The organism is Photobacterium ganghwense (genome assembly GCF_003025595.1).
GTDB lineage: Bacteria > Pseudomonadota > Gammaproteobacteria > Enterobacterales > Vibrionaceae > Photobacterium > Photobacterium ganghwense.
In genome coordinates, this window is record NZ_PYMI01000005.1 from 179769 (window position 1) to 206475 (window position 26707).

Sequence of the window (26707 nt, forward strand, 5' to 3'; positions counted from 1 at the left end):
AGTACCATGCCAGCGCGTGACCATGTATAGTATCTATACGAATCTGATTAACTTGGTCACGATTCAGCGCCAATTAATCTTTTTGTTATACAACGGCCAGTTATAAACGGTGTCACGATGTTCCAAGACTGCAGGAACAATGTAACCTGCCAGACCCGTCGCGGCCCTGCTACTTAAGTCAAAAGGAGTACTTCATGGCTTGGATTTACGCGCTTCTTATCTTTATCGCCGGTGCGGCAGTCGGGGCTTTTGCGGCTCGCCTGGGCACCAAGAGTCTTAAAAATCAGAAGGAGCTGAAAAAAGAGCTCGACAAATCAAAATACGAACTCGAGCAGTTTCGTCAGGAGCTGGTTGATCACTTCGCCCAAAGCTCTGAGTTGCTGGATAACCTGGCGAAAGACTACAGCAAGCTGTACGAGCATATGGCGAAAACCTCGACAGAGCTAATGCCGAACCTGCCGGAGCAGGATAATCCGTTTGCCCGCCGCATCAGCACGCTGGAAGCCGTAAAAAACGTGGAGGCTCCGCAAGATCAGCCTCGCGATTACGCCAACGGTGCGAGTGGCCTATTGAAAGACATCCCTGAACCAGTGGTTGAGGCGCCAAAAGCCGGCTAATCATTTTCTCAGGAACTAAACACTGATTTTCAAGTCTGAGATAAAGCAGGCATATCAACATAATAGGCCCATGCCTGCCATTGGACTTGAAAATCGGAGTTTAGTGATAATGAAAAAACCTTTGCTTGTATTAAATGCTCTGGCACTAGGCATCAGTTCTGTTCTTTCTCCTGTAACTGCGTCTGCCGCCCTTCCTCAATCGGTGAATAGCCAACAATTGCCAAGCCTCGCCCCGATGCTTGAGCAAGTGACCCCTGCCGTTGTCAGTATTGCTGTCGAAGGCAAGCAGGTTTCGAAGCAACGCCTTCCGGAAACATTCCGCTTCTTCTTTGGCCCGGACTTTCCGGAAGAGCAAATTCGTGAGCGTCCGTTCCGCGGCCTGGGCTCCGGGGTCATTATTAATGCGGATAAAGGCTATGTGGTCACGAACCACCATGTGATCGGCGGTGCCGATAAAATCATGGTGCAGCTGCATGATGGCCGCGAAGTGGCTGCCGAACTGATTGGCAGTGACGAAATGTCTGACATTGCCCTGTTGAAACTCAAGAAAACCGACGACCTGACTGAAATCAAACTGGCGGATTCCGACAAACTGCGGGTCGGTGACTTTGCTGTTGCGATCGGTAACCCGTTCGGCCTCGGCCAGACGGTCACCTCCGGTATTATTTCAGCGTTGGGCCGCAGTGGTCTGAATATCGAAAACTTCGAAAACTTCATTCAGACCGATGCCGCCATTAACAGCGGTAACTCCGGTGGCGCACTGGTCAACCTGAACGGCGAACTGGTGGGTATCAACACCGCCATTCTAGGCCCTAACGGCGGCAACGTCGGGATTGGCTTTGCCATTCCGGTCAACATGGTCAAGAACCTGACCCAGCAAATTCTTGAATACGGCGAAGTCAAACGTGGTGTTCTGGGGGTTCAGGGGGGCGAACTGACCGCTGAGCTGGCCGAAGCGTTCGGCTATGACACAAATTACGGCGCCTTCGTGAATCAGGTAATGCCGGATTCTGCGGCGGCCAAAGCCGGACTCAAAGCCGGGGATATCATCACTACGGTCAACGGTAAGAAGATCCGCAGCTTTGCCGAGCTGAGAGCAAAAATTGCAACCTTGGGCGCAGGTAAAGAAGTGAGCCTGGGTATCGTGCGCGACGGTAAAGAACAAAGCGTCAACGTGACCCTTCAGGAAGCGTCACTGAATAAAGTGAAGGCGGACAACCTGCACCAGAATCTTGCCGGGGCTGAATTTGCCAACACCACCGCCGACGATGGTGTGAAAGGCGTGAAAGTTACCAGCCTGCAGGCCAATTCGCTGGCGGCACGTTACGGTCTGAAGGAAGGGGATATTATCCTGGGCGTGAATCGTCAGGCCATCCGTAACCTGGGTGAACTGCGTAAAGCGCTTGACCGCAGCGCTGGTGTCATGGCGCTTGAAGTCAAACGCGGTGACAACATCCTGTATCTGATCATCCGCTGATTCCCTCCCCTCGCAACATCCCAAGCAGCCGGCAGTGTCCGGCTGCTTTGCGCCTACGGCAATTACCGCTATATTCAACAAAATAACATCGAAATTTGGTATCTCACTGAGGTAGTGATACTCTCATCGGCTACGTTTGCCGTTTCGTGTTCAGGGGAGCATACATGCTGGCTTTTTTTAGCCGATCCATTCTGCTTGGTGTGGTCACGGCCGCAGCTCTGCTGGCCGTTTTTCCTGATCTTCGAACCCAGATGCTGGAAACCCCTCAGGTTCTGGTTCCGGCACAGCATGATCAAACTCAGGTATCCTTCAACTACGCTGTCCGGCGAGCATCTCCTGCTGTCGTCAATATTTACAACCGCCGGTATAACGCCAACGATCGCCTTCAGCTCAGCACGCAGGGACTGGGTTCCGGCGTCATCATGAGCGATAAAGGCTATATCGTGACGAACTATCATGTCGTCGCGGAAGCCGATCAGGTAATTGTAGCCCTTCAGGACGGACGCATTCTGACTGCCCAGCTCATTGGTAAAGACAAGCGCACAGATCTGGCGGTACTGAAAATTCAGGCCGAGAATCTACCGGTCATTCCGCTCAGCACCGATTACCAACCCGCGGTAGGGGATGTGGTTCTGGCTATCGGTAACCCTTACAACCTCGGCCAGACCACCACCTACGGCATCATTTCTGCCACCGGGCGTTCCGGCATGAGCTTCTATGGTCGGCAGGACTTCCTGCAAACGGATGCCGCCATCAACGAGGGGAACTCCGGCGGCGCGCTGGTCAATACGCGCGGCGAGCTGGTTGGTATTAATACCGCCTCTTTCCAACAGGCGACCGATATCGAAACCTATGGGATCTCTTTCGCGATTCCGTATGAGCTGACCCATAAAATCATGAATAAGCTGATTGCGGATGGCCGGGTAATTCGCGGTTATATCGGCCTAGAAGCCAGAGATATCAACCCAGTGATGGCACGCCTGTACGATGCAGACCAGATTAGCGGCATCATTGTAATGGGCATGGACCCGAATGGCCCGGCAGCCAAAGCCGGCTTCCAGGTGCAAGATATTTTGGTGGAGATAGACGGCAAGCCGGTGACTGACCGCCGTAATGTGCTGGATATCGTGACCGAGTTACGCCCAGGAACCCGAGTGGAAATGACCGTGCTGCGAAATGGTCAACCAACCAAGCTCAGTGTACTGATTGGGGATGACCCGCAGGATTACTGATCTGGTCGCCACTAAAAGCATTCCCCATAAAAAAAGCGAGAGCCTTGGCTCTCGCTTTTTGTTGGGTCACTTTCAGAGAGATTACTCGCTGAAGCGCTCGATATTCATACCCAGCGCGCGGAACTTATCTTCGATATGCTCGTAGCCGCGGTCGATATGGTAGATACGATCCACAATCGTCTCACCTTTCGCGATGCTGCCGGCAATCACCAGACTGGCTGATGCGCGCAGGTCAGTCGCCATCACCTGAGCGCCGCTCAGACCTTTGGTATCGCCGCAAATCACGGTGTTACCTTCGATTTCCGCTTTTGCTCCCATACGGATCAGTTCCGGGATGTGCATGAAACGGTTTTCGAAAATGGTCTCAGTGATGATCCCGGTACCTTTGGCAACCAGATTCAACAGTGAGAACTGAGCCTGCATATCTGTCGGGAAGCCCGGGTGCGGCGCAGTACGGATATTCACGGCTTTCAGCTCACGGTCGGTCATATCCAGACTGATCCAGTCGTCACCGGTTTCAATGGCGGCTCCCGCCTCTTCCAGCTTCGCCAGTGCCGCTTCCAGCAACGCAGGCTTAGTGTTACGACACACAATTTTGCCACCGGAAACCGCTGCTGCTACCAGGAATGTCCCGGTTTCAATACGGTCAGCCACAACTTTGTGATAGCCCCCGCCCAGACGTTCCACACCTTCGATGGTGATGGTGTCAGAGCCGGCACCAGTGATTTTCGCACCCAGTGTATTCAGGAACATCGCCGTATCGACAATTTCTGGCTCACGGGCTGCGTTTTCAATCACGGTCGTCCCTTCAGCCAGCGTCGCCGCAGACATGATAGTCACGGTCGCGCCAACACTGACTTTATCCATGACAATGTGAGCACCTTTCAGGCGACCGTCAACCGACGCCTTCACGTACCCTTCTTCCAGCGCGATGGTTGCACCCAGTTGCTCCAGACCGTGGATATGCAAATCCACAGGACGGGCACCAATGGCACAACCGCCCGGCAAGGAAACCTGTCCCTGACCAAAGCGAGCGACCAGCGGGCCCAATGCCCAGATAGATGCGCGCATGGTTTTCACCAGATCATAAGGCGCGCAAAATTCGTTTACCGGACCGGCATCAACATGGACAGAACCATTGCGGGTGACTTTCGCACCCAGTCGGCTCAGCAGCTCCATGGTAGTATCAATATCACGCAGTTTTGGCACATTCGCCACTTCTACCGGCTCTTCGGCCAGCAGGGAGGCGAACAAAATAGGCAATGCTGCATTCTTAGCACCAGAAATGGAGACTTCGCCGCTCAGTGGGCCACCGCCCTGGATTCGAAACTTCTGCATCATTTACCTCTTAGGACAGCGACATTAACTTTTTGTCTCGCGCCCACTCTTCCGGTGTGTACGTTTTAATACTCAGGGCGTGAATTGCATTGGTCGCGATATGTCCCATCAGCGGACCATAAATAGTCTGCTGTTTTTTCACTCGGCTCATGCCTTCGAACAGGGCGCCAACTGCAATCACTTCATAGTGGCTGCCATCGCCTTTCACGATGACTTCATCCAGCTCTACGGCATTTTCCAGGATGTTTTTGATTTCAGAGATTTCCACAAGCTATCCTCTTTACTACTCACGCCAAGCAAGCAGCGAACATTGATTCAACGTGGCTCAGGCGCAACAGCGTCATCAGCTGTTCCGGCACATTTAATAGTTTTAGCTCAGTCCCTTTCTGGCTGAGCACTTGATTGACATGCAACAGCATAACCATGCCTGCGGAGTCCACCCGGCTGACCGCTTTCAGATCGATAGTGACCGAGCCATCACGCGGCATCCACTCTTGTCTTCGCTGCCAAAAGGCGGGAACTGTGTCACGTTCCAACGCCCCTGACAAGCAGTAATACCCATTTTCCTGAACTCGCCACTCAATCTTGGGCTTACTCATTGTTTTTCGGCCTCGCGGCGAATTGGCTTGGCAGCCAGGTCACGCAGTGATTTAGTGACGGCCTCTACCCCTTCGCTGCGCAGCTGTCCGCTCCACTCGCTCTGCTTGGTTGAGATCATGCTGACCCCTTCGGCCACCATGTCATAGCCCTGCCACTCACCGGTTTTATTGTTTTTACGCAGTTTAAAATCCAGGCGGATTGGTGGACGTTTGGTGTCCAGAATATCGACGCGAACCGATACGATATTACGGTTAGCCGGTACTGACTTGGCCGATTCAACCTGAATATCCTGATTAGTGTACTGAGTCAGTACTTGCGCGTAAGACGCAACCAGGTAGTCAGAGAACGCAGACACAAAGCTGTCACGCTGTGACGGTGACGTTTGTTTCAGGTGCGGACCTAGCACTTTGTATGCTGCATAACGGGTATTCACGTATGGCAGTAATTCCTCGCGCACCACTCGGCGCAGCAACTCCGGGTTGCGCTGAATTTGGTTTTGCTCCGACTTCAGTCGGCTAAATGTCTTCTGTGAGACCTGATCAATCATGCGGTACGGATCTTTCAGATCCACGGCTGCCTGGCTGACCATTGGCAAGCTCACCAGCAAAAAGAATGCGTATTTCAACCATTTCATTAGCCTGTCCTCTTATTTACTGTCACCGCCGATGCTGTACAGCACCTGGCCGATCATATCTTCCAGTACCAGTGCAGACTTGGTGTCTTCAATCAGATCACCGTCCTGCAGCATGGCAACGTCGTCATCCACAAACCCAGGAGAAATCCCCAGATATTGCTCACCCAGCAAACCGGATGTCAAAATTGACGCCGAACTGGTCTCCGGAAAGTAGCCGTATTTTTTCTCAATCGCCATTGTCACTACCGGCAGGTAACTCTCGGTATCCAGCGTGATGCTGGTAATCTTACCTACGGTCACACCGCCCACTTTGATCGGTGAGCGGACTTTCAGCCCGCCGATATTGTCAAAATTCGCCTTCAGGGTGTAAGTCTCATTGCCGCCGATGTTCTGCACATCCGCGACTTTAAAAATCAGCACCAGGATGGCAGCAATGCCCGCCAGGACAAAGCTACCTACCCATAATTCTAGTTTTCTTGTTTGCTGCATCAGAAATTTCCCGTTTCGCCCTAGCTACCGAACATCAGAGCCGTCAATACAAAATCCAATCCAAGTACCGCCAGTGATGAATTCACCACAGTGCGGGTCGTGGCCCGGCTGATTCCCGCCGAAGTAGGTACGGCATCGTACCCGTTAAATACCGCTATCCAGGTCACTGTGATCGCGAACACCAGTGATTTGATCAGGCTGTTACCAATGTCGTAGCCCAAATCCACTGACGATTGCATGACCGACCAGAAGCTGCCGTGGTCGATCCCTTTCCAGTCGACCCCTACCAGCTGGCCGCCCCAGATGCCCACGGCACAGAACAGCATCGCCAGCAGCGGCATTGAGATCACCCCAGCCCAGAAGCGCGGCGCAATCACCCGGCGCAGCGGGTCAACGGCCATCATTTCCATGCTGGACAACTGCTCGGTGGCTTTCATCAGGCCAATTTCCGCCGTCAGCGCCGATCCCGCCCGGCCCGCGAACAGCAAGGCTGTCACTACCGGCCCGAGTTCCCGCAACAGCGACAGTGCCACCATTTGCCCCAGATTGGTCTCTGCCCCGAAATCCACCAGGACAATGTAGCCCTGCAGGCTCAGTACCATCCCGATAAACAGGCCGGAAACCAGAATAATCGCGACCGACAGCACCCCAACGGAGTACAGCTGGCGCAGCAGCAGCGGAAACATTTTCCCCGGCTGCGGCTGGCTGACCAGCGCCCCGTACAGAATGAGCGAGGCTCGTCCCAGGGTCTGGCATTTATCCAGTGCGAGACGCCCCTGACGCGCGACAAAATCCGCAATCATGTGTTAGCGCCCCTTACTATTAACATCAAACAATTCATCTTCTATTGCACCCGCCGGGAACTTAAACGGCACCGGACCATCCGCCTTGCCGTCCAGGAACTGGCGAATCCTAGGATCAGCATTGTGCTGCAGTTCGGAAGGCGAGCCCTGACCAATAATCTTACCGCCCGACAGCAGGTAAACATGGTCAGCGATCCCCATCACTTCATGGACATCGTGAGTCACAATCACCGAGGTGATATCCAGCGCCTGATTCAGATCTCGAATCAGCTTCACCAGCACCCCCATGTTGATAGGGTCCTGGCCGACAAAAGGCTCATCATACATGATCAGGTCGGGATCCAGCGCGATCGCTCTTGCCAGTGCGGCACGCCGTGCCATCCCGCCAGACAGCTCTGCCGGCATCAGCTGTGCCGCGCCCCGCAGGCCCACGGCCTCGAGTTTCAGCAGCACCAGCGTACGCAGCAGGTCATCCGGCAAATCCGTGTGTTCACGCAGCGGGAACGCCACATTATCAAACACCGTCATATCCGTGAACAGCGCACCGGACTGAAACAGCATGCTCATCTTGTTTCGTGCCTGGTACAGTTCCTGACGACCCAGCGTCGGGATATTCCAGCCTTCAAACCAGATATCCCCGCTATCTGGCAGAATTTGGCCGCCAATCAGGCGCAACAGGGTGGTTTTACCGATCCCCGACGGCCCCATGATCGCCGTTATTTTTCCCTTGGGTACATCCAGCGAGACATCGTCAAAAATCTTTCGCTCGCCGCGGGAAAAAGTCATATGCCGGATTGATACCAGCGATTCAGTTTGCTTCATAGCTACCCTAATTTGGCGCAAAAGCCATACTGGTCTGCCGCCCTATTCGCCGCAAACCGATGTATTTGTATAGAATGAAATATTTAAGATATTACCTGAATGTTGCCTTGATGATAGGAAGATTATGCAACCAACTCAAGGAAATAACTGTTAGAAGTCTGTTATTTCTCGCTCCTTTAGGACGCAATAATAACGGAAAACCGTCTATTTTCCGCCCTATTTTGTGTCGAATTTGTCAGCTTTTGTCACGTACGGATAGTCCCCGTCCAATTCCGCCAAGTCAGACTAATTTATCTCGCCTTTTGCTTTCTTTTTACAGCCTGAACCGTCAAAATTAGCCCTTTAAACAATTCACACTATTACACTTCCGTCGTTGCCAGCCCGACATGGTACGGCGGTTAAATCCACTATCTGAAGATAAAAGGGATAACAATGCTCGAAGCCATCGTGTTGCTCTGTATTGGTCTGGCGTTACTGGTATGGAGTGCAGATCGACTTGTTTTTGGCGCTGCGGCGCTTGCAAAAAATCTGGGGGTTACCCCTTTGGTCATTGGTATGACAATCCTGGCCATGGGTTCATCCGCCCCGGAAATGATGGTTTCAGCAACTGCGGCACTGGAAGGCAAAACCGATACCGCGGTCGGTAACGTACTGGGTTCCAATATTGCCAACATCGCTCTGATTCTGGGTCTGACCGCCCTCATCAAGCCGCTGTCGATCAGTTCGGCGATCATTCGTCGTGAACTGCCGCTGATGATGGGTGTCACACTAGTAGCGGGCCTGCTGTTGTGGGACAGCCACCTGGGCTTCATGGAAGGTGTACTGCTGATCGCGCTGTTCGTGATTTTCCTGCTGGCGATGCTGAAAATCAGCCGCAGCGCCAAAGAAACGGGCGATCCGCTGGTTGATGAGCAAGAATCCGAAATCCCGCAGGGCGTCAGTAACATGGCAGCCGGGATCTGGACCGTGGTCGGTCTGCTGCTGCTGCCTTACGCCGCCAGCATGCTGGTTGATTCCGCCGTCATCATTGCCAAGCACTTCGGCATGAGTGATCTGGTGATCGGCCTGACGATCATTGCCGTGGGTACCAGCCTGCCGGAGCTGGCCGCCTCTATTGCCAGCCTGTTTAAAGGCGAAGATGACATGGCGGTCGGTAACATCATCGGCTCCAACGTGTTTAACATCCTGGCGGTCATGGGTCTGCCGGGCCTGCTGAACCCGTCGCAGCTCAGCCCGCTGGCGATGGGGCGTGACTATTACGTCATGCTGGGTATTTCTGTATTACTGGTTGTGATGGCTCTTGGAAAACGCCGTCGAATCAATCGTGTGGAAGGATTGATTCTGCTGGTATGCTTTGTCGCCTATCAAGGTTATCTATTTTATAATCTGGGGGCTTAACGGAGAGCCAAGATATGTCTGAAACGTTTGATTACTGCGCCATTGGCCGCAGAGTAATAGAAATTGAAGCCGACGCCCTGCACACACTGACCCAATATATTAATGGGGATTTCACCCGCGCCTGCGAACTGATCGCCGCCGCCAGCGGGAAAGTGATTGTGATGGGGATGGGCAAATCCGGCCACATCGGGAACAAAATTGCCGCCACGCTGGCGAGCACGGGAACCCCGGCCTTTTTTGTGCACCCAGGGGAAGCCAGTCATGGCGATCTGGGGATGATCGAAAAAGGGGATGTGGTGCTGGCCATTTCCAACTCCGGTGAAGCGCAGGAAATTCTGACGCTGCTGCCGGTAATCAAACGTCTGGGCATCCCGCTGATCAGCATGACCGGGAAACCGAAATCCAGTATGGCCAAACTGTCTCAGATCCATCTGCAGATCACGGTGGCCAAAGAGGCCTGTCCGCTGAATCTGGCTCCCACATCCAGCACCACCGCCACACTGGCGATGGGCGACGCACTGGCTATTTCCCTGATGGAAGCCCGTGGTTTTACGGCTGATGACTTTGCCCTCTCCCACCCGGGTGGCGCTCTGGGCCGTAAACTGCTGATGCGAATCAGCGATGTCATGCACACCGGGGATCTGCTGCCGATGGTGTATGAGGAAGCCAGCATCAAAGACGCCCTGCTGGAAGTCTCTCGCAAGGGGCTGGGAATGACGGCTATCATTGATAGTAATCAGCAGCTAAGCGGCATTTTCACCGATGGTGACCTGCGCCGTCTTCTGGATAAGCGCATTGACATCCATAACACCGCCATTGGCGATGTGATGACCCGAAATCCGGCCACCATTTCCGCCGACGTGCTGGCAGCCGAAGGGCTGAAAATGATGGAAGACAGAAAAATCAATGGCCTGCTGGTAACAGATGCAGGTAAATTAGTGGGAGCGCTCAACATGCACGACCTGCTAAAAGCCGGGGTGATGTGATGCAGGTAGATACCCTTTACGGCCCGGTGGACGCCGGCCTGTTTGAGCGTGCACAGCACATCCGGTTGCTGATTTGTGATGTGGACGGGGTCTTTTCCGACGGCCGCATTTATATGGGCAACGACGGCGAAGAGCTAAAAACATTCCATACCCGAGATGGCTATGGCATTAAATCCTTGATGAATGCCGGGATTGAAGTGGCCATTATCACCGGCCGCAAATCAGCCATTGTGGAAAACCGTATGCGGGCGCTGGGTATCCACCATGTCTATCAGGGGCAGGATAACAAACTGGCGGCGTACGAGGATATCCACGCCAACCTTGGCATTGACCCGGCTCACACCGCCTATATCGGTGACGATCTGATCGACTGGCCGGTCATGGAAAAAGTCGGCTTGTCCGTCTGTGTGGCTGATGGCCACCCGCTGCTGGCCCGCCGCGCAGATTTTGTCACCCGCATCCCGGGTGGCTATGGGGCCGTACGGGAAGTGTGCGACCTTATCCTTGAAGCCAAAGGGGAATTAGATAAACATAAAGGCTTGAGTATATGACCTTACAACGGCTGCTGTATGTAGCACTGCTGGTTGTTTGCGGCTGGGCCGGCTACTACCTGCTGGATAAACACTGGCAGGAAGACGTACAGGTTACTCCGGATGCCGAAAAGCCGCTGTTCACCGGCAGCGCAGTGGTAAACACCACCTATAACGAGTCCGGCCAGCGCAGTTACCAGATTGATGCCAGCTACCTGGAGCATTTCAGCCAGAGCGGTAATACCAATTTTGTCGAACCGGTACTTTGGGTCTATCGTGAAGGCACAGAGACCGAGTGGCGGATCAGCGCCAGCGAGGCCCGTCTGGACAAAGACCACGTCTTGCAAATGACCGGCAACGTACGCATTTTTAACCTGCTGCCCGCATCCGCGATCAAGGTGATCCAGACAGAGACCCTGCGCCTGGATTTGGTCAGCAAAGATTTCGATACCCCAGACCATGTCACCATTACCGGTGACGCCTTCCAGAATGAAGGAACGGGTTTGCAAGGTAACATGGACCGTAGCATCGCCACCTTACTGAAGAACGTAAAAGGTAGATATGAAGCTTTATAAATTGACGACTTTGCTATGTCTCTGCCTCAGCAGCCCAAGCTGGGCCCTGAGCAACGATACAGAGCAGCCAATCTATATCAACTCTGAAAAACAAGAGCTTGATATACAAAAGAATATCGTCACCTTTACCGGCAGTGTGGTCCTTCGCCAGGGCAGCATTGATATCCGTGCGGACCGAATTGTTGTGACCCGGCCAAACGGTCAGGAAGGTAAAGAGACCATCGATGCCTACGGCAATCCGGCCACGTTCCACCAGTTGATGGACAACGGTAAACCGATTGACGGCGCGGCGAAAAAAATGCGCTATGAAACTGACACCGAATACCTGAGGATGACTGACGACGCCGTTCTGGTTCAGGAAGGCAGCGAGATTCAGGGCAAGATGATCAGCTACAAGATTGACGAGCAGAAGCTGGTCGCAGAAAGTGGCGAGAAGAAACGTGTCACCACCATTTTGCAGCCTAACCAGCTGAACAAGAGTAAGAAGTAAGCCCGATATGGCAGTATTGAAAGCAGAGCATCTGGCAAAAAGTTATAACGGCCGCAAAGTGGTCTCGGACGTCAGCCTGCAAGTAGAGTCCGGCAAGATCGTCGGCCTGCTTGGGCCAAATGGTGCCGGTAAAACCACCTCGTTTTACATGATTGTGGGCCTGGTGGCCCGTGATGAAGGCAGTATTACCATTGACGGGACGGATATCAGCCTGCAGCCGATGCACAACCGCTCCCGAATGGGTATCGGTTACCTGCCGCAGGAAGCCTCGATTTTCCGCCGCCTTTCTGTCCATGACAACCTGATGGCGGTTCTGCAAACCCGCGCCGATCTCAACAAGGCAGAGCGTCAGGACAAGCTGGAAGAACTGCTGGATGAATTCAATATCCAGCATATTCGCAACAGCCTTGGCATGGCCCTGTCCGGGGGGGAACGCCGCCGGGTCGAAATCGCCCGGGCACTGGCGGCCAACCCGAAGTTCATCCTGCTGGATGAACCGTTTGCCGGGGTCGATCCGATTTCAGTGATCGACATCAAAAAGATTATTGAACACCTGCGGGATCGCGGGCTTGGGGTACTGATCACCGACCATAATGTCCGGGAAACCCTGGATGTGTGTGAGCAGGCTTATATCGTTAGTCAGGGGCGTTTGATTGCCCATGGCACCCCGACACAAGTACTCAACGATGAACATGTGAAACGGGTCTATCTGGGCGACCAGTTCCGTCTATAGTTAGAAGTAAGGACGTACCAGACGCGAGCGCCACGGTGAAAGAGGACGTTTCTCACCCGGCGCCTTAAAGCGAACACCAACGATAACAACAAGGTACATATGAATCTATGAAAACCTCGCTCCAGCTAAAACTCGGCCAACAATTGGCAATGACGCCGCAACTTCAGCAAGCGATTCGCCTGCTGCAGTTATCCACCCTGGATCTCCAGCAGGAAATCCAAGAGGCACTGGATGCCAACCCGCTGCTGGAGCTGGATGAGACCGGACATGATTCCCTCAATGGCGACACGGAGCCAAAGGACATGGACGGCAACAGCAAAACGGACGCCTCAGAGAGTGCAGACAGCGACAATGAGCTGGGCGAGCACGATGCGGACGCATATGATACCTCCGATGTCATTGAACAACGGGAAATGCCGGAAGATCTGCCGGTTGATACCACCTGGGACGATGTCTACAGCGCCAGCACCGGCAACACCGGCCTGGCTATGGATGATGACATGCCGGTTTACCAGGGCGAAACCACCGAAAGCCTGCAGGACTACCTGATGTGGCAGGTTCAGCTGACGCCATTTAGCGAAACGGACCGGACTATCGCCACCGCGATCATTGATGCCATTGACGAGAAAGGCTACCTGACCTGCTCTACCGAAGAAATTCTGGAAAGTCTGGGCGACGAAGAAGTCGAGCTGGACGAGGTCGAAGCCGTGCTCAAGCGCATCCAGCAATTTGACCCGCTGGGTGTGGCCTCCCGTAACCTGCAGGAATGCCTGATGCTGCAGCTGGCAACCTTCGATCCGGCCACCCCATGGCTCAAAGAAGCGCGCATGCTGCTGACCGACTATATCGATTTGCTGGCCAACCGCGATTTTCGCCAGTTGATGCGCGACACCAAGCTGAAGGAAGCCGAACTCAAGCAGGTAATGCAACTGATCCACGGGCTAGACCCGCGTCCGGGCAACCGCGTAGTGGCCTCCGAAACCGAATACGTGGTGCCGGATGTCTCGGTCTTCAAAGACAGCGGCAAATGGATCGTGACCATCAACCCGGACAGTGTCCCGCGCATCCGCGTCAACGAACAATATGCCGCGCTGAGCAAAAGTGCGCGCAATACGGCAGACAGCCAGTTTATCCGTACCCATTTGCAAGACGCCAAGTGGCTGATCAAAAGCCTCGAAAGCCGGAACGAAACGTTATTGAAAGTCGCTCGTTGCATTGTGGAACACCAGCAGGACTTCTTTGAATATGGCGAAGAAGCCATGAAGCCAATGGTGCTCAATGACATTGCATTGGCGGTTGATATGCACGAATCGACAATCTCTCGGGTAACCACCCAAAAGTACATGCATACCCCTCGCGGGATTTTCGAACTGAAATACTTCTTCTCCAGTCACGTCAGTACCGATAACGGTGGCGAATGTTCGTCCACTGCAATTCGCGCTCTGGTGAAAAAGCTGGTCGCGGCCGAAAACCAGGCCAAGCCGCTGAGTGACAGTAAAATAGCGACATTATTGGCGGAACAAGGCATCATGGTGGCGAGACGGACTATCGCCAAATACCGTGAGTCACTGGGTATTCCGCCTTCTAATCAGCGAAAACGTCTGCTCTAACAGGCGACAACAGAAGGAAGATGTCTATGCAAATTAATCTAACTGGGCACCATGTTGAAATTACTCCAGCCATGCGTGATTACGTGGAGACGAAGTTCGATAAGCTAGAGCGGTTTTTCGATAAAATTAATAATGTGCATGTGGTCTTGAATGTCGAAAAGCTTCAGCAAATCGCCGAAGCAACGTTGCACATTAACGCGGGGGAAATCCACGCTAAAGCGGATTCGGAAAATATGTATGCCGCTATCGATGCATTAACTGATAAACTGGTGCGTCAACTAAACAAACACAAAGATAAACTCAATAGCCACTGAATCATGCAACTGAGTAACGTATTGAGCCTGGACTGCACTAAAAGTGCAGTCCCTTGCTCCAGCAAGAAACGCGCTCTGGAAATCATCAGTGAAATCGCTGCCCGTCATCTGGATCAGAACCCGCAACCACTTTTTGAGTGTATGCTAAACCGGGAAAAAATGGGCAGTACCGGGATAGGTAACGGAATCGCCATCCCTCACGGTCGAATCAGCAATAGCGATCAAGCCATCGCTGTCCTGATCCAATGCCAGGACGCCATCCAATTTGATGCCATCGACAATCAGCCGGTCGATTTGCTATTTGCCCTGTTGGTCCCTGATGCCCAGTGTAAAGAGCACCTCAAAACCCTTTCCTGTATTGCAGAAAAACTGAGCGACAAGCAGATTTGTAAGCAGCTTCGTACCGCAAAAAGCGACGAAGAGCTTTATCAAATCCTTACCCGTGATTCATAATGAGGATCACACTCACCCAGACTGTTAAGGAATGCCAGCCATGATGCTAATGGTCGTCAGTGGCCGTTCGGGCTCAGGTAAATCCATCGCCCTTCGGGTACTGGAAGATCTCGGGTACTACTGTGTCGATAACCTGCCGGTCAGCCTGTTGCCGCAATTTGTGGAAACGCTGGAAGGCCGTCAGCAGAATGTCGCGGTCAGTATCGATGTCCGTAACCTGCCCGCCGAGCCGGAAGATATCCGCAATACCCTCGACTCGCTGAGTGAAGATGTCGACATCAATGTCATCTTTCTGGATGCGGACGATAAGGCGCTGGTCAAACGGTACAGCGAGACCCGCCGCCTGCATCCGCTTTCGCGCGATAACATGAGTCTGGAACAAGCGATTCAGTCAGAAAGCGCTCTGCTGACCCCCATCAAAGAACGGGCCGACCTGGTGATAGATACCACCAGCAAGTCCATTCATGACCTGAGTGAAACGGTACGCTCCCGGGTGCTGGGTCGCGATGCCCGCGAGCTCATCATGGTGTTCGAGTCGTTTGGCTTCAAGCACGGCCTGCCGACTGATGCCGACTTCGTCTTCGACGTTCGTTTTCTGCCAAATCCTCACTGGATTCCGGAGCTGAAACCACTGACCGGTCTGGATCAGGGCGTCAAGGAATACCTTGCCAGTCATCCCGAAGTGAATCAGCTGATCAACCAGATCCGCAATTTCATTGAAACCTGGCTGCCAATGCTGGAAAAGAATAACCGCAGCTACCTCACCGTGGCCATCGGCTGTACCGGCGGTCAGCACCGCTCAGTCTATGTGGCGCAGAAACTGGCCGAGCATTTCCGCTACGAAGGCCATCAGGTGCAGGTTCGCCACCGAACACTGGAAAGTAAGTCATGAGCTTACTGTCACGGGAACTCTTTATCAAAAACCGCCTGGGCCTTCATGCCCGGGCGGCCATCAAACTGGTTGAGCTGGCTCAGAGCTTTGAATCCGTAATTACCATCAGCAACGGCGAGAAAGACGCCACGGCCGACAGTGTCATGGGGTTACTGATGTTGGAATCGGCTCAGGGACAAAGAGTGCAGGTCAGCGCTGAAGGAGCCGATGCCGAGCAGGCATTAACGGCGGTCAGCGAACTGATTGAGTCCGGATTTGACGAAGAAAGCTGACCTTGTGCTGATTTATCAGATCTGATGAGACAACGGCCCGTCTATTGCGTTAAAATTCAACTTATTGCATCGTGTTATACCTCACAGTAATACATACGTACGACTAGCGACGGTATTTCGCATCTGAGTCATTAGAGGTATCGCAAGTAATGGCCGATGTCATAGAACAAGACAACACGCACCAAACTCTTCAGGAAGTCAATCAGGCCCTCGAAAACGGCATGTTTGTCCATGTCCGCCGTCTGCTGCAGGACATGGAGCCGGAAGACATCGCTCACCTGCTGGAAGCCTCTCCCCCCAAAGAACGTCAGGTCCTCTGGCAACTGACCGACCCGGAAGATCAAGGGGAAATCCTCGACGAGCTGTCTGAGGACGTCAAAGACGGGATCGTCGCCCAGATGGCACCAGATAAACTGGCCGCCGTGACAGAGGGCATGGAGAGCGATGACGTCGCCTACGTCCTGCGTAGCCTACCTGATGACAAATACCAAAAAGTACTGGCCCAGATGGACGCGATGGATCGTCATCGGGTCGAGAAAGCCCTGGCTTATCCGGAAGAAACCGCCGGCGGCATGATGAGTACCGACTTCATCACCATCCGCGGCGATGTCACGGCTGACGTGGTACTGCGTTACCTGCGCATGAAAGGTGAGCTGCCGGAAGCTACCGACGCCCTGTACGTTGTTGACCAGGATGACAAACTGATTGGTCACTTGTCGCTTGCCACCCTGATCACCACACAGCCGGATATCGAAATCCACGATGTGATGGACGATGCCGACGAAGCGATCCCGGTCGACATGGACGATGGCGAAGTCGCGAACCTGTTTGAGCGCCGTAACTGGCTGTCAGCGCCGGTTGTGGATAGTAACAATCAGCTGGTCGGGCGGATTACCATCGATGACGTGGTCGATATCATCCGAGAAGATGCCGAGCACTCGATGATGAGCATGGCCGGTATGGATGATGACGAAGATACCTTTGCCCCGGTCATTAAATCCGCCAAACGCCGCAGCATCTGGCTGGGTGTCAATGTTCTCGCAGCGCTGGCTGCCGCCTCTGTTTCCAACATGTTTGAAGATACCCTTGAACAGATGGCTGCCATTGCGATTTTGATGACCATCGTGCCGTCCATGGGCGGTGTTGCGGGCAATCAGACCGTGGCACTGGTGATCCGTGGTCTGGCCGTAGGGCACATCGGTGACACCAACACCCGCTGGCTGCTCAGTAAAGAAGCCCGGGTTGGCCTGCTGAACGGGATTCTCTGGGCCCTGATCATCGGCGGCGTGGTCGTACTGTGGAAAGGCAACTTATTACTCGGCGCCATTATCGCCAGTGCGATGATGACCAACCTGCTGGTTGCCGGGATTGCCGGCGTGTGTATCCCCATCATGCTAAAGAAGATGAAAATCGACCCGGCACTGGCGGGCGGGATGGCGCTGACGACCATCACCGATATTGTCGGCCTGTCCGTGTTCCTGGGGCTGGCCACGGTTTTTCTGGTGTAATCAAAGCAGTAACCATTTCACGTTCACGCTACCTCTCACCAAAGAAAACAGGCACACTCACACACAAAAAAGCGAGAGCCAGGCTCTCGCTTTTTTTTCAGACGCAATCATCAGTGACGTGATTACTCACCGGCAATCTTTATGGTATCCAGCAGAATCGATCCCGTCTGGATCTGGCTGCGGGTTTCTGTATCCGTACCAATCGCCACCATGTTCATCATCATGTCTTTAAGGTTACCGGCGATCGTGATCTCACTGACCGGATACTGGATTTGTCCATTCTCCACCCAGAAACCGGCGGCACCGCGGGAATAGTCCCCAGTCACCACATTCACTCCCTGACCCATCAGCTCAGTCACCAGCAGGCCGCGATCCATCTTTTTAAGCAGTGCTTCAAAACTCTCGCCGGTCGAGTTAACCAGCCAGTTGTGGATCCCGCCGGCATGGCCGGTTGGCTGACGTCCCAGTTTGCGGGCAGCATAGCTGGTCATCAGGTACGTTTTTAAAATACCTTGCTCGATGATTTCACGGTCATACGTCGCCAGGCCTTCACTGTCGAACGGGGTACTCGCCATACCACGTAGGATATGCGGGCGCTCGCTGATAGACAGCCACTCCGGAAAAATCTGCTCGTCCAGCTTATCCAGCAGGAAAGAAGACTTGCGGTACAGGTTCGAGCCACTGATCGCCATCACCAGATGACCAAACAGCCCCGTCGCAACATCGGCAGCAAACATCACCGGTGCTTCGCGGGTCGACAGCTTACGCGGGTCAACACGCTCAACCGTCCGCTTGGCTGCCAGCTCTCCGACTTTTTCGGGTGTCCACAGGTCACTGACCCGGCGAGATGTGGTATAGCTGTAATCGCGCTCCATATCGCCGTTTTTACCCTGGGCAATCACGCAGCAGCTGGTGCTATGGCGGCTGGAGGCATAGCTTGCCAGCATACCGTGGCTGTTCCCGTAAACCCGGATACCGTAATGGCTGTCATAACTGGCCCCATCACTCTGTTTGATGCGAGGATCAAAATCCAGCGCGGCCTGCTCGGCACGGGCGGCGATTTCCGCGGCATGATCCGGCTCCGGCTCATCCGGGTGGAACAGATCCAAATCAGGAATGTTCTTGGCCATCAGCTCGACCGGCCCCGGACCTGCATACGGGTCTTCCGAGGTATAGCGCGCAATATCCAGTGCAGCAGCCACAGTCTGGGCAATCGCTTTTTCACTCAGATCCGAAGTCGACGCACTGCCCTTACGCTGGCCGCGATACACTGTGATCCCCAGAGCGCCGTCGCTGTTGAACTCAACGTTTTCAACTTCACACAAACGGGTCGAGACACTGATCCCGGTCGTCTTATTGATCGCGACTTCTGCCGCGTCAGCCTGCTGGCCAGCCAGCTCCAAGGCCCTGGCAACAGCGGCTTCCAGCTCAACGCGCTGTTGAGCCACCTGTTCTTTCACGTCCATCATTGTTATCGTCTCGATACTGGCTGCCCCGGCCATCACTGCCCGCCGCCAGACGTCTGTCATCATTTTATGGAGAAGCTCCGCCGCCTTTCCCGTCACCAATTTGCCGCCCCAGAACTGCGGTCCGGCAAATCACACCAAGAGAGCCAGTGAAGATTCGTGATAATCGTATTACTCTTAGGATAACACTGGCACGCGCGAATTTGCGCCCCAAATCATGATTAAACTGGTAAAATAAATCCCAAATGAATTGATGATGAGCCTGTTATGAGCCGTAAAAATCAAAAAGCCCCATGGGAAGAGGAAGAAGAAATCATCTGGGTTAGCAAAACCGAGATGAAACGCGACATGGAAGCGCTGCAAAAGCTCGGGGAAGAGCTGGTTGACCTGAAACCAAACGCGCTGGCCAAAATCCCGTTGGATGATGACATGCGTGCTGCTGTGAAAGATGCCCAGCGCTTCAAAAACGAAGCCCGCCGTCGTCAGCTGCAGTTCATCGGTAAAATGATGCGTCAGGTTGACATCGAACCGATCCAAATTGCTCTGGATAAACTGCGTAACAAGCACGCGCAGTCGACTGCCCAGCTACATAAGCTAGAGAACAGACGCGACGATCTGATTGCTCAGGGCGACAGCATGATCAATGAAATCATGGCCGATCACCCGAATGCGGACCGCCAGCGTCTGCGTCAGCTGGTTCGCCAGGCGAAGAAGGAAAAAGAGCAGGAAAAGCCAGCCAAAGCTTACCGCGAAATTTTCCAGTACCTGAAAGAGCTGTACCTTAAAGACTGATCAGGCGCTGCCCGTCCTCCTGACCGGAGCGGGAAGAACCAAAAAAATGCCAGCATCATGCTGGCATTTTTCTTTCTGTCGCCACCCGGTTTTACTGAGTACCGCCGACAGTCATGGACTCCAGTTTCAGGGTTGGCTGGCCCACGCCAACCGGCACACTCTGTCCGGCTTTGCCGCACACGCCTACCCCGCGGTCAATCTCAAGATCATTCCCCACCATTGACACCTGCTGCATCGCTTCAATGCCGCTGCCAATCAGGGTTGCGCCCTTGATAGGTCGGGTTATTTTACCGTTTTCAATCAGATATGCTTCTGAAGCCGAGAACACAAACTTCCCGGAAGTAATGTCTACCTGGCCACCGCCAAAATTCGGGGCATAAATGCCTTTCTTAACGCTGGCAATGATTTCTTCCGGCGAGTGTTCACCCGGCAGCATGTAAGTGTTCGTCATTCGCGGCATCGGCAGATGCGCATAGGACTCACGACGGCCGTTACCGGTTGGTGCCACCCCCATCAGGCGGGCGTTGAGCTTATCCTGCATGTAGCCTTTGAGCTTGCCGTTTTCCACCAGCACGTTGTACTGACTGGCGACACCTTCATCGTCAATATTCAGGGAACCACGGCGGTTTTCCAATGTGCCGTCATCCACAATCGTACACAAGCTGGAGGTCACCTGTTGCCCCATCTGACCGGAGAACATGGACGAGCCTTTACGGTTAAAATCACCTTCCAGGCCATGTCCCACGGCTTCATGCAGCAGCACGCCCGGCCAGCCCGCACCCAGTACGACCGGCATGGTGCCAGCCGGTGCCGGATCAGCGTCCACGTTGATCAGCGCCTGGCGAATGGCTTCATCAGCATATTGCAGCGCAATGGATTTGCCGTCCTGTTCGGTCAGAAAATACTCATAGCCAAAGCGGCCACCGCCACCAGCGCTGCCATGCTCACGCTTGCCGTCTTTTTCAATCAGCACGCTGATCGACAGACGTACCAACGGACGAACATCTGCGGCATAAGTACCGTCCAGCGCGGCAACCAGTACCTGCTCGTACACGCCGTTGATACTGACAGACACTTCTTTGACCAGTGGCTCTTTGTGACGAATGTAAGTGTCGATTTCTTTCAGCAGGGCAATTTTCTGGTGTTTATCCAGGCTGTCCAGCGGGTTAATCGGGGCATAAATGCCGGAGGCTGACATTGGTGAAAACGCCTGCACTTTCCCGTTGCCGCCATTGCGGGTAATGCCACGGGCTGCCTTAGCGCTCTGCTTCAGCGCAATCTCGTCAATCTGGTCAGCATAAGCGAAACCGGTTTTCTCACCCGATACCGCCCGGACACCGACCCCGCGGTCAATGTTAAAGGAGCCGTCCTTGATAATGCTGTCTTCAAGGATCAGGGATTCATGCCAGCATGACTGGAAAAAAATATCGGCATAATCCACATCACGGGTGGCAATCAGCCCCAGTGTGCGGTTGAGATCGTCACGGCTTAGCCCGGACTGGGCCAGCATGGTGTTTTCTACAATTTCCAGCGTCATTTACTCTGCTCTTGTCTTCGTTACCGACCGGCCGTTACCGATCAGTTGTCACGCGGCTGAACACTGAATCTGGCATGTTCAGCCAGCGGCATGTTTGTTCTTACGGTCTGATTCAGGGACAGATCAATTTCTGTCAGCAAGACCCCGGTTCCCTCAGGCTGGCAGGCAACCACTTGCCCCCAGGGATCCACAACCATGGAATGGCCCCAGGTTTCCCGTGACTCATTGTGCTCTCCCCATTGCGCCGGTGCAACTACCCAACACTGGGTCTCAATCGCCCGGGCACGCAGCAACAGTTCCCAGTGGGCCCTGCCTGTCACCTTGGTGAACGCTGCCGGCACGACAATAATGTCGGCCCCCTGCTCACGCAAGGCACTGTAAAGCTGCGGAAACCGGATATCATAACAGATCGACATACCGATGTTACCAAACGGGGTCGCTATCACTTTCACGTCCTGACCGGGACGAAACGTGGCGGATTCACGGTAGCTGTGGTGCGAATCCGCGACTTCCACATCAAACATATGCAGCTTGTCATAATGGCCGCGAATCTCACCCTGATCATCAAACAGAATTGCGGTGGTGGTAATCGCGCCGTCCGACTGGCGAACCGGCATAGAGCCAATCAGTACCCATAGTCCCAGTCGCTTGGCCAGCGCCGCGACCGTCTCTTGTATCGGGCCTTGCCCGAGTGGCTCTGCATGGCGGTGATAATCCTCACGTGTGCCGAAAACAAGGCAGTTCTCCGGTGTCACCACCAGCTTGGCTCCCTGCAGTTGCAGCCCCTTGAGTTTGCGTTCCAGATGTTTGAGGTTCTGCTCGGGATCCGCTCCCGAGTTCATCTGTACCACGCCAATCTTTGCCATCATTTTCTCCTTCCTGACACCAGAGCCCAACGTTTCCGGCTCTGCCGCTTTTCCATTGCTGATTATTGGTTTTCCTGGCTTTTTACTGCCTCCGGCACTTTATATTCGCCGGTAAAACGAGACTTCTCTGTCACCAGTGGTGCATCAATTGGTCCCTGAACGACATAGTTCACCTGGGTAAAGACATCCAGAACCGGTGAGAGAGCCGTGGATATGGCAAAAACATACAGCGCTGTCTGTGGGGCGACCGCAAAGGCAGTCAGCACCGGAATGCCTGAGGTGAAGTCCGGAATAAACTTCACTTTGGCATCAACGGTCTCTTTGACAAGATTAGCACTTCCTTGAATAAACATATCCCCGGCCAACGCTTCCATTCTGATGTCTGACGTCGTAAACAGGCCATTTTCGATGCGACCGGTACCGCGAATATAGTTAAAGGCCAGCCCGTCATCGAAAATGCCGGAGAAGTCCAATTTCATCTTGCGGATGATGGAATCTAAGCTGAACAGGCCGAGTAACCGACCGGCACCGCCGATATCACTGATCACCCCTTGCCCGGTTTCTGATTTCACTTCCCCGCTCAGGGTCTCCCGGTGCATGGACCACGGCGCGCCCTGCCACTGAATCGAGGCATAGGTGCTGAACTCCGCCCCCTGAATACCGCCGGAGATCCCGAAGCGCCCCATCAGATCCGAACTGTTCTTGCCATCAATATCAAAAGCCAGCTGGGTTTCATTGCGGGCTCCCCGCAAGCTCCAGTGGCCATCCAGATTCAGGGTCGTGGTACCGGAATCAATGGTGAAATTCACCAGCTCCAGCATGTTTTTTCCGCGGCGCAGCTGGCCGGACACTTTGCCCAAACGGTACCCCTGCAGCCAGCCATCACGCAGAGTCAAGTCGACTTCCGGAATACTGGCCATCAGACGGCGATCCAACGCCGTTGCCGTCGGAATCACCGGCTGCGGCTGATAAGGTTGCCGGGGCTTCACTGTCGCTGGCGCGCTTGCGGACGCGGTCAGTGGCTCTCCGGACGAAGGCGCTTCGCTCGAAGCAGCATCTTCAGCCAGTATCGGCAGATTCAGGTGGAATTCATCCAGATCCAGCCGGATTGGTTGGTCTGTCGGCCACACGGCCTTCCCTTTCAGCTCTCGGCTGTCGACCGTCACCTGCCACTCATTCATCGCCGCCCCTCGAGCCGACGGTTTCGCTGGCGATTGACCCGACTGTTTACTTAACGCTTGAGCCGCTTGCTGACGCAGCGCCGTCAGGCTAACCCGGTTCCAGTCCAGCGTGCCGAGCGTAAGCTGTTTAATCTCTGCCGTTACTCGATTTGGCACCGGCAGCTCAGGCATCCCATTGTCAGACGCCGCACTTGCGGTGGCAGTCTTTACAGGCACCTTATTGACCGGCGTAGCGACACTGGCAGTCTGATTGCTGGGTGGGGCCGTGGCCGTGCCGGTGGCGAGGCTTGTAGCAGCATTGGTTGTCTCAGCAATGGTTGTCCCAGTTGTGGTTTTCGCAGTAGTTGCGGCAGTGGCTGACACAGCCGGTTTTGAGCTGCCCGAAGTGGACGCCGTATCCAGCAGGGCAATCCAGCGGTCAGCATCAAAGTGATCGGCCATCACTGTGACGCCATGTTCGCCATTTTTTAGCGGTGGCATCGGCGCGCGGCCCACCACCAGCTCGCTGGCCGCAATACTCACTTTCTGCGGTTGCAGTTTGATGCGCGCCTGATAAGCGGCGTCTTGCATTTTCAGCGTCCCGGTCAGGCTTTGCTGATTCCCCCGAGCGCTCAGGGTCAGATTTTTCTGAGACGGATTTTTCTGAGACGGGCTTTTCAAGAACGGGTGACCAAGCGGGTACGGAAGCGTACTGGTGATTCGACCCAGCCCGGCGGTCAGGCCCACCTGATAATCAAACCCGGTGTCATGCAAATCGACACCGACTTTTCCGTCCCAGCGGCTGGTGCCGGATACCTGGTCGAGCAACGGATGAGGAACGGCTTTACGCAGCGATGCTATGTCCCAGTCACCGCCAAAACTCACATCAACCCGATATCCTTTGGCTACACTATGGCCGTCAAAGCCCAGCGTCACCGGTTGGCCCAGCATGGTCGCGGTCAGGTTTTTGCCCTGCACGACGTCATTGTCAAACTGAACATCCCCGCTGACCCGCTCGAGCGGAATAGGCGGCGCATCCAGCATGACCTGATTGTCAGCCAGCGATGCCTTACCCCAGGCGCGCACATCACTGCCATCAAAGGGGATATCGAGCTGAAAACTCGACGTTACCGGCCCGCTCACCTGTACCGTGGCCAACGCCGCCCCCACGGAATCCACCAGCGGAGTGGCCAGCATATAATCCCGGACCTGCTCACCATCAGCCGCCACATCAATGGCCAGCGTCAGGTGTCCCTTGTCACTCAGCTCTGCCGCGCCGCTGACCCGGGAGGCTTTCGCTCCCATGGTGTGGGCCTGGCTGGCATCAAGGTACATCCAGTCATTTTCAAACAGTAAATCCAGCGTCAGATCTGTCAGCTCCGGCCAGGCGGTGTCAAAACTGAATTTGCCGTTGCGCAGCGGAACCTTGGCCTGAAACACCCCGTTATGATCGGCATACGGGAAATCTGCCAGCTCGCCATACCAGAGCAGCTGCGCATCTTTTGCCTGCCCACCCCGGATCGCGGCTGACAGGTAATCGGTCAGGGCATCGCCCAGTGCCAGCGTAGGCAGGTAGCGCCAGGTTTCGCCAGCCCGCTTAGCCGTCGCTTCCCCGTAAAATGACAACCAAGCCGGCGCATTGGCCGGAAAGTCCAACCGGAATTGACCCGCGGCTTCAAGATGCGGGTTCGAAACCTTCAGATGGTCACTCCACAAACGCCAGCCGTCTTTGCCCACTTGCCAATAGGCGGTTACCTCTCCCTGCCCGATGTTCAACGGTGCCTGAAAGACATTCCCGTATGGCAGGTCATCATCTTGCAGTGACAGCACGGCTTTTCCGCCGCCCAAATCCCCGGCCACATCAGCGTGAAGGTTATGGACACCCGGAAGCAACTCCCACTGGTTCATGGTGTAATCGGTCAGCGAGAAAGAAAAACGGGGGGAATTCTGGGCTGTCGCAGCAATACGCAGGTTTTGCACCAGACCACCGGGTTGCAGCGCAGTGAGCACTTCGGTACCGGCAAAATCCGGCGGCAGAAAGTCCAGGAAAGGCCGCAGCTGGGTGAGTGACAGTTGGTTCAGTGCCAGTTGCCAGCCGTCAGGCTGCCAGATTGCGGCAAGGTCAAAGGCTGGCCATTGCTGCTTATCCGTCTGGAACACAAATTGGTCGGTATCAAGGCGCCAGCCAGCCCGGCCATCAGCCTGAGGATAAGGTTTCAGATCCACCAGTCCTTTGCGCACCCGGAAACGGTGTTTCGTGTCACCTTTTTGCCAGCGCAGGTAGCTGTCGTCCAGTTTTACCCGAGCCTGTTTCAGCTGCCCTTCCTGCAGCGTCAGCCAGGCCTGGGTATTTAAATTACTGCTGAGAATTTTGCCTTCCTGCAACAGCACCTTGTTGAGCCAAGGCGTCATCGACAGGTTGCGGGTCTGTACATACACCTGACCAGTCAGATCGCGCAGCGAGTGGGCTGCTGACAGGTTAGCCATCACTTGCATCTGGCTGAAATGGGTGTCACGCACACTGACAATGCCTTCGGCACGGCGCTCTTTGCTGTTCGCCACCCACTTGAGCTCCTGGATAGCCAGCGTCATTCGCTCATCGGCCGGAGACATGATGGTGATGTCAGAATTGCGCAGTGAAAACTGCCCCAGCTGCACGAAGAGAATGTCTTCTAGCCGGGAAATGGTGGCCAGTTTGCTGTTGTCGCCCGCAGCGGGCGCAGACAGATTGCCCAGAGCGGTCAGATCCAGGCTCATGCGGTCAATGCGCATGTCACTGAATACCGGGCTCAATGCCATGACCGAGCCCAGCATATCCAGCTGAAGGGAAATGTCGCCCATTTTCACAACGGAATCGGGCTCATCAGGTAAGTTAACACTAACCTTCTGCAACACCAGCGACGGTGCTAGGCTCCGCCATTGCCCTTCAACGTGGTCAAACTCGATCCGCATGCCGGCCTGGGCTGACACCCATTGCCGAATGGGCTCGCGATACTCATTCAAATGAGGCAGCACAAAACGCAGGCCACTGATAGCAAAAGCGGCCAGCACCAGTATTACCAGCACCAGCCACATGATACTCCGCGCCAAGCGAACAGAAAGCGGGATCACTC

General features: G+C 54.4%; 27 protein-coding genes. 16 read left to right on the forward strand and 11 right to left on the reverse strand.

The features are described 5' to 3' along the window. The first annotated feature begins 194 nt into the window (after positions 1 to 194). From zapG to degS, 3 genes are all read left to right on the forward strand, one after another. Positions 195 to 617, forward strand: a complete 423-nt coding sequence (gene zapG / locus C9I92_RS18760) for a Z-ring associated protein ZapG (protein ID WP_047886976.1) — start codon at positions 195 to 197, stop codon at positions 615 to 617. A 109-nt stretch (positions 618 to 726) separates the two neighbouring features. After that, the gene (locus tag C9I92_RS18765) at positions 727 to 2094 is read left to right on the forward strand and encodes a Do family serine endopeptidase (protein ID WP_047886977.1); all 1368 of its coding nucleotides are present in this window, start codon (positions 727 to 729) and stop codon (positions 2092 to 2094) included. A gap of 164 nt (positions 2095 to 2258) precedes the next feature. Beyond that, on the forward strand, positions 2259 to 3326 hold the full coding sequence (gene degS, locus C9I92_RS18770; RefSeq protein ID WP_047886978.1) for an outer membrane-stress sensor serine endopeptidase DegS: 1068 nt from the start codon (positions 2259 to 2261) through the stop codon (positions 3324 to 3326). An 81-nt stretch (positions 3327 to 3407) separates the two neighbouring features. Here degS and murA read toward each other — a convergent pair whose 3' ends face one another. Genes murA through mlaF form a run of 7 tightly spaced genes read right to left on the reverse strand, consistent with a single transcriptional unit; the run spans position 3408 to position 8012 of the window. Beyond that, positions 3408 to 4664 carry a UDP-N-acetylglucosamine 1-carboxyvinyltransferase gene (gene murA, locus C9I92_RS18775; RefSeq protein ID WP_047886979.1) on the reverse strand — a complete coding sequence of 419 codons (1257 nt, stop codon included), beginning with the start codon at positions 4662 to 4664 and terminating at the stop codon, positions 3408 to 3410. A gap of 10 nt (positions 4665 to 4674) precedes the next feature. Beyond that, positions 4675 to 4932, reverse strand: coding sequence for a BolA family iron metabolism protein IbaG (gene ibaG, locus C9I92_RS18780; protein WP_047886980.1), 258 nt, complete (start codon positions 4930 to 4932; stop codon positions 4675 to 4677). A 19-nt stretch (positions 4933 to 4951) separates the two neighbouring features. After that, entirely contained in the window at positions 4952 to 5263 is a 312-nt protein-coding gene (locus C9I92_RS18785) for an STAS domain-containing protein (RefSeq protein WP_047886981.1), read from the reverse strand. Then, positions 5260 to 5898, reverse strand: a complete 639-nt coding sequence (gene mlaC, locus C9I92_RS18790) for a phospholipid-binding protein MlaC (RefSeq protein ID WP_047886982.1) — start codon at positions 5896 to 5898, stop codon at positions 5260 to 5262. Before mlaC ends, C9I92_RS18785 begins: the two co-directional genes overlap by 4 nt. Positions 5899 to 5910: 12 nt before the next feature. Next, entirely contained in the window at positions 5911 to 6387 is a 477-nt protein-coding gene (mlaD, locus tag C9I92_RS18795; protein ID WP_047886983.1) for an outer membrane lipid asymmetry maintenance protein MlaD, read from the reverse strand. A gap of 20 nt (positions 6388 to 6407) precedes the next feature. Further along, positions 6408 to 7190, reverse strand: a complete 783-nt coding sequence (gene mlaE, locus C9I92_RS18800; RefSeq protein WP_047886984.1) for a lipid asymmetry maintenance ABC transporter permease subunit MlaE — start codon at positions 7188 to 7190, stop codon at positions 6408 to 6410. Positions 7191 to 7193: 3 nt separating this feature from the next. Next, positions 7194 to 8012 (reverse strand): phospholipid ABC transporter ATP-binding protein MlaF, encoded by an 819-nt coding sequence (mlaF, locus tag C9I92_RS18805; RefSeq protein WP_047886985.1) that lies wholly within the window; start codon positions 8010 to 8012, stop codon positions 7194 to 7196. A gap of 432 nt (positions 8013 to 8444) precedes the next feature. Here mlaF and C9I92_RS18810 point away from each other — a divergent pair, with 432 nt between their 5' ends. From C9I92_RS18810 to mgtE, 12 genes are all read left to right on the forward strand, one after another. Next, on the forward strand, positions 8445 to 9410 hold the full coding sequence (locus tag C9I92_RS18810; protein WP_047886986.1) for a calcium/sodium antiporter: 966 nt from the start codon (positions 8445 to 8447) through the stop codon (positions 9408 to 9410). Between the two features lie 14 nt (positions 9411 to 9424). Beyond that, a complete protein-coding gene (locus tag C9I92_RS18815) occupies positions 9425 to 10396 on the forward strand; it encodes a KpsF/GutQ family sugar-phosphate isomerase (protein ID WP_047886987.1) in 972 nt (323 codons plus the stop codon). Continuing rightward, positions 10396 to 10947, forward strand: coding sequence for a 3-deoxy-manno-octulosonate-8-phosphatase KdsC (gene kdsC / locus C9I92_RS18820; RefSeq protein ID WP_047886988.1), 552 nt, complete (start codon positions 10396 to 10398; stop codon positions 10945 to 10947). The genes C9I92_RS18815 and kdsC overlap by 1 nt, the downstream gene beginning before the upstream one ends. Continuing rightward, positions 10944 to 11501 (forward strand): LPS export ABC transporter periplasmic protein LptC, encoded by a 558-nt coding sequence (lptC, locus tag C9I92_RS18825; RefSeq protein ID WP_047886989.1) that lies wholly within the window; start codon positions 10944 to 10946, stop codon positions 11499 to 11501. The genes kdsC and lptC overlap by 4 nt, the downstream gene beginning before the upstream one ends. Then, complete coding sequence (gene lptA / locus C9I92_RS18830) at positions 11488 to 11991, forward strand: lipopolysaccharide transport periplasmic protein LptA (RefSeq protein WP_047886990.1); 504 nt, start codon at positions 11488 to 11490, stop codon at positions 11989 to 11991. Before lptC ends, lptA begins: the two co-directional genes overlap by 14 nt. Before the next feature lie 7 nt (positions 11992 to 11998). Next, entirely contained in the window at positions 11999 to 12724 is a 726-nt protein-coding gene (gene lptB / locus C9I92_RS18835; protein WP_047886991.1) for an LPS export ABC transporter ATP-binding protein, read from the forward strand. A 107-nt stretch (positions 12725 to 12831) separates the two neighbouring features. Further along, positions 12832 to 14334: an RNA polymerase factor sigma-54 gene (locus tag C9I92_RS18840; RefSeq protein ID WP_047886992.1), complete on the forward strand. Its 1503-nt coding sequence runs from the start codon at positions 12832 to 12834 to the stop codon at positions 14332 to 14334. A gap of 26 nt (positions 14335 to 14360) precedes the next feature. After that, a complete protein-coding gene (gene hpf / locus C9I92_RS18845) occupies positions 14361 to 14648 on the forward strand; it encodes a ribosome hibernation promoting factor (protein ID WP_047886993.1) in 288 nt (95 codons plus the stop codon). 3 nt (positions 14649 to 14651) lie between these two features. Continuing rightward, complete coding sequence (gene ptsN, locus C9I92_RS18850; RefSeq protein ID WP_047886994.1) at positions 14652 to 15101, forward strand: PTS IIA-like nitrogen regulatory protein PtsN; 450 nt, start codon at positions 14652 to 14654, stop codon at positions 15099 to 15101. A 40-nt stretch (positions 15102 to 15141) separates the two neighbouring features. Beyond that, positions 15142 to 15993 (forward strand): RNase adapter RapZ, encoded by an 852-nt coding sequence (gene rapZ, locus C9I92_RS18855; protein ID WP_047886995.1) that lies wholly within the window; start codon positions 15142 to 15144, stop codon positions 15991 to 15993. Beyond that, a complete protein-coding gene (locus C9I92_RS18860) occupies positions 15990 to 16265 on the forward strand; it encodes an HPr family phosphocarrier protein (RefSeq protein WP_047886996.1) in 276 nt (91 codons plus the stop codon). Before rapZ ends, C9I92_RS18860 begins: the two co-directional genes overlap by 4 nt. 149 nt (positions 16266 to 16414) lie before the next feature. Then, positions 16415 to 17773: a magnesium transporter gene (mgtE, locus tag C9I92_RS18865; RefSeq protein WP_047886997.1), complete on the forward strand. Its 1359-nt coding sequence runs from the start codon at positions 16415 to 16417 to the stop codon at positions 17771 to 17773. Positions 17774 to 17895: 122 nt separating this feature from the next. On the opposite strand, the gene pmbA is transcribed toward mgtE, so the two are convergent. Next, on the reverse strand, positions 17896 to 19239 hold the full coding sequence (gene pmbA, locus C9I92_RS18870) for a metalloprotease PmbA (protein WP_047887029.1): 1344 nt from the start codon (positions 19237 to 19239) through the stop codon (positions 17896 to 17898). A gap of 267 nt (positions 19240 to 19506) precedes the next feature. Between pmbA and yjgA the strand changes: the two genes are divergently transcribed. Continuing rightward, entirely contained in the window at positions 19507 to 20031 is a 525-nt protein-coding gene (gene yjgA, locus C9I92_RS18875; RefSeq protein ID WP_047886998.1) for a ribosome biogenesis factor YjgA, read from the forward strand. Positions 20032 to 20122: 91 nt separating this feature from the next. Here the strand turns inward: yjgA and tldD are convergent, their stop codons facing one another. The 3 genes from tldD to C9I92_RS18890 all read right to left on the reverse strand — a co-directional run bounded on the left by tldD (position 20123) and on the right by C9I92_RS18890 (position 26705). Then, positions 20123 to 21568, reverse strand: a complete 1446-nt coding sequence (gene tldD / locus C9I92_RS18880; protein WP_047886999.1) for a metalloprotease TldD — start codon at positions 21566 to 21568, stop codon at positions 20123 to 20125. A 41-nt stretch (positions 21569 to 21609) separates the two neighbouring features. After that, complete coding sequence (locus tag C9I92_RS18885; protein WP_047887000.1) at positions 21610 to 22434, reverse strand: carbon-nitrogen hydrolase family protein; 825 nt, start codon at positions 22432 to 22434, stop codon at positions 21610 to 21612. 62 nt (positions 22435 to 22496) lie between these two features. Beyond that, positions 22497 to 26705, reverse strand: coding sequence for a YhdP family protein (locus C9I92_RS18890; protein ID WP_282955774.1), 4209 nt, complete (start codon positions 26703 to 26705; stop codon positions 22497 to 22499). Positions 26706 to 26707: the final 2 nt, after the last annotated feature.

Coding starts and splice junctions, on each gene's coding strand:
- zapG (WP_047886976.1), top strand. CDS start 195: ATGGCTTGGATTTACGCGCTTCTTATCTTTATCGCCGGTGCGGCAGTC.
- C9I92_RS18765 (WP_047886977.1), top strand. CDS start 727: ATGAAAAAACCTTTGCTTGTATTAAATGCTCTGGCACTAGGCATCAGT.
- degS (WP_047886978.1), top strand. CDS start 2,259: ATGCTGGCTTTTTTTAGCCGATCCATTCTGCTTGGTGTGGTCACGGCC.
- murA (WP_047886979.1), bottom strand. CDS start 4,664: ATGCAGAAGTTTCGAATCCAGGGCGGTGGCCCACTGAGCGGCGAAGTC.
- C9I92_RS18785 (WP_047886981.1), bottom strand. CDS start 5,263: ATGAGTAAGCCCAAGATTGAGTGGCGAGTTCAGGAAAATGGGTATTAC.
- mlaC (WP_047886982.1), bottom strand. CDS start 5,898: ATGAAATGGTTGAAATACGCATTCTTTTTGCTGGTGAGCTTGCCAATG.
- mlaD (WP_047886983.1), bottom strand. CDS start 6,387: ATGCAGCAAACAAGAAAACTAGAATTATGGGTAGGTAGCTTTGTCCTG.
- mlaE (WP_047886984.1), bottom strand. CDS start 7,190: ATGATTGCGGATTTTGTCGCGCGTCAGGGGCGTCTCGCACTGGATAAA.
- mlaF (WP_047886985.1), bottom strand. CDS start 8,012: ATGAAGCAAACTGAATCGCTGGTATCAATCCGGCATATGACTTTTTCC.
- C9I92_RS18810 (WP_047886986.1), top strand. CDS start 8,445: ATGCTCGAAGCCATCGTGTTGCTCTGTATTGGTCTGGCGTTACTGGTA.
- C9I92_RS18815 (WP_047886987.1), top strand. CDS start 9,425: ATGTCTGAAACGTTTGATTACTGCGCCATTGGCCGCAGAGTAATAGAA.
- kdsC (WP_047886988.1), top strand. CDS start 10,396: ATGCAGGTAGATACCCTTTACGGCCCGGTGGACGCCGGCCTGTTTGAG.
- lptC (WP_047886989.1), top strand. CDS start 10,944: ATGACCTTACAACGGCTGCTGTATGTAGCACTGCTGGTTGTTTGCGGC.
- lptA (WP_047886990.1), top strand. CDS start 11,488: ATGAAGCTTTATAAATTGACGACTTTGCTATGTCTCTGCCTCAGCAGC.
- lptB (WP_047886991.1), top strand. CDS start 11,999: ATGGCAGTATTGAAAGCAGAGCATCTGGCAAAAAGTTATAACGGCCGC.
- C9I92_RS18840 (WP_047886992.1), top strand. CDS start 12,832: ATGAAAACCTCGCTCCAGCTAAAACTCGGCCAACAATTGGCAATGACG.
- hpf (WP_047886993.1), top strand. CDS start 14,361: ATGCAAATTAATCTAACTGGGCACCATGTTGAAATTACTCCAGCCATG.
- ptsN (WP_047886994.1), top strand. CDS start 14,652: ATGCAACTGAGTAACGTATTGAGCCTGGACTGCACTAAAAGTGCAGTC.
- rapZ (WP_047886995.1), top strand. CDS start 15,142: ATGATGCTAATGGTCGTCAGTGGCCGTTCGGGCTCAGGTAAATCCATC.
- C9I92_RS18860 (WP_047886996.1), top strand. CDS start 15,990: ATGAGCTTACTGTCACGGGAACTCTTTATCAAAAACCGCCTGGGCCTT.
- mgtE (WP_047886997.1), top strand. CDS start 16,415: ATGGCCGATGTCATAGAACAAGACAACACGCACCAAACTCTTCAGGAA.
- pmbA (WP_047887029.1), bottom strand. CDS start 19,239: ATGGACGTGAAAGAACAGGTGGCTCAACAGCGCGTTGAGCTGGAAGCC.
- yjgA (WP_047886998.1), top strand. CDS start 19,507: ATGAGCCGTAAAAATCAAAAAGCCCCATGGGAAGAGGAAGAAGAAATC.
- tldD (WP_047886999.1), bottom strand. CDS start 21,568: ATGACGCTGGAAATTGTAGAAAACACCATGCTGGCCCAGTCCGGGCTA.
- C9I92_RS18885 (WP_047887000.1), bottom strand. CDS start 22,434: ATGGCAAAGATTGGCGTGGTACAGATGAACTCGGGAGCGGATCCCGAG.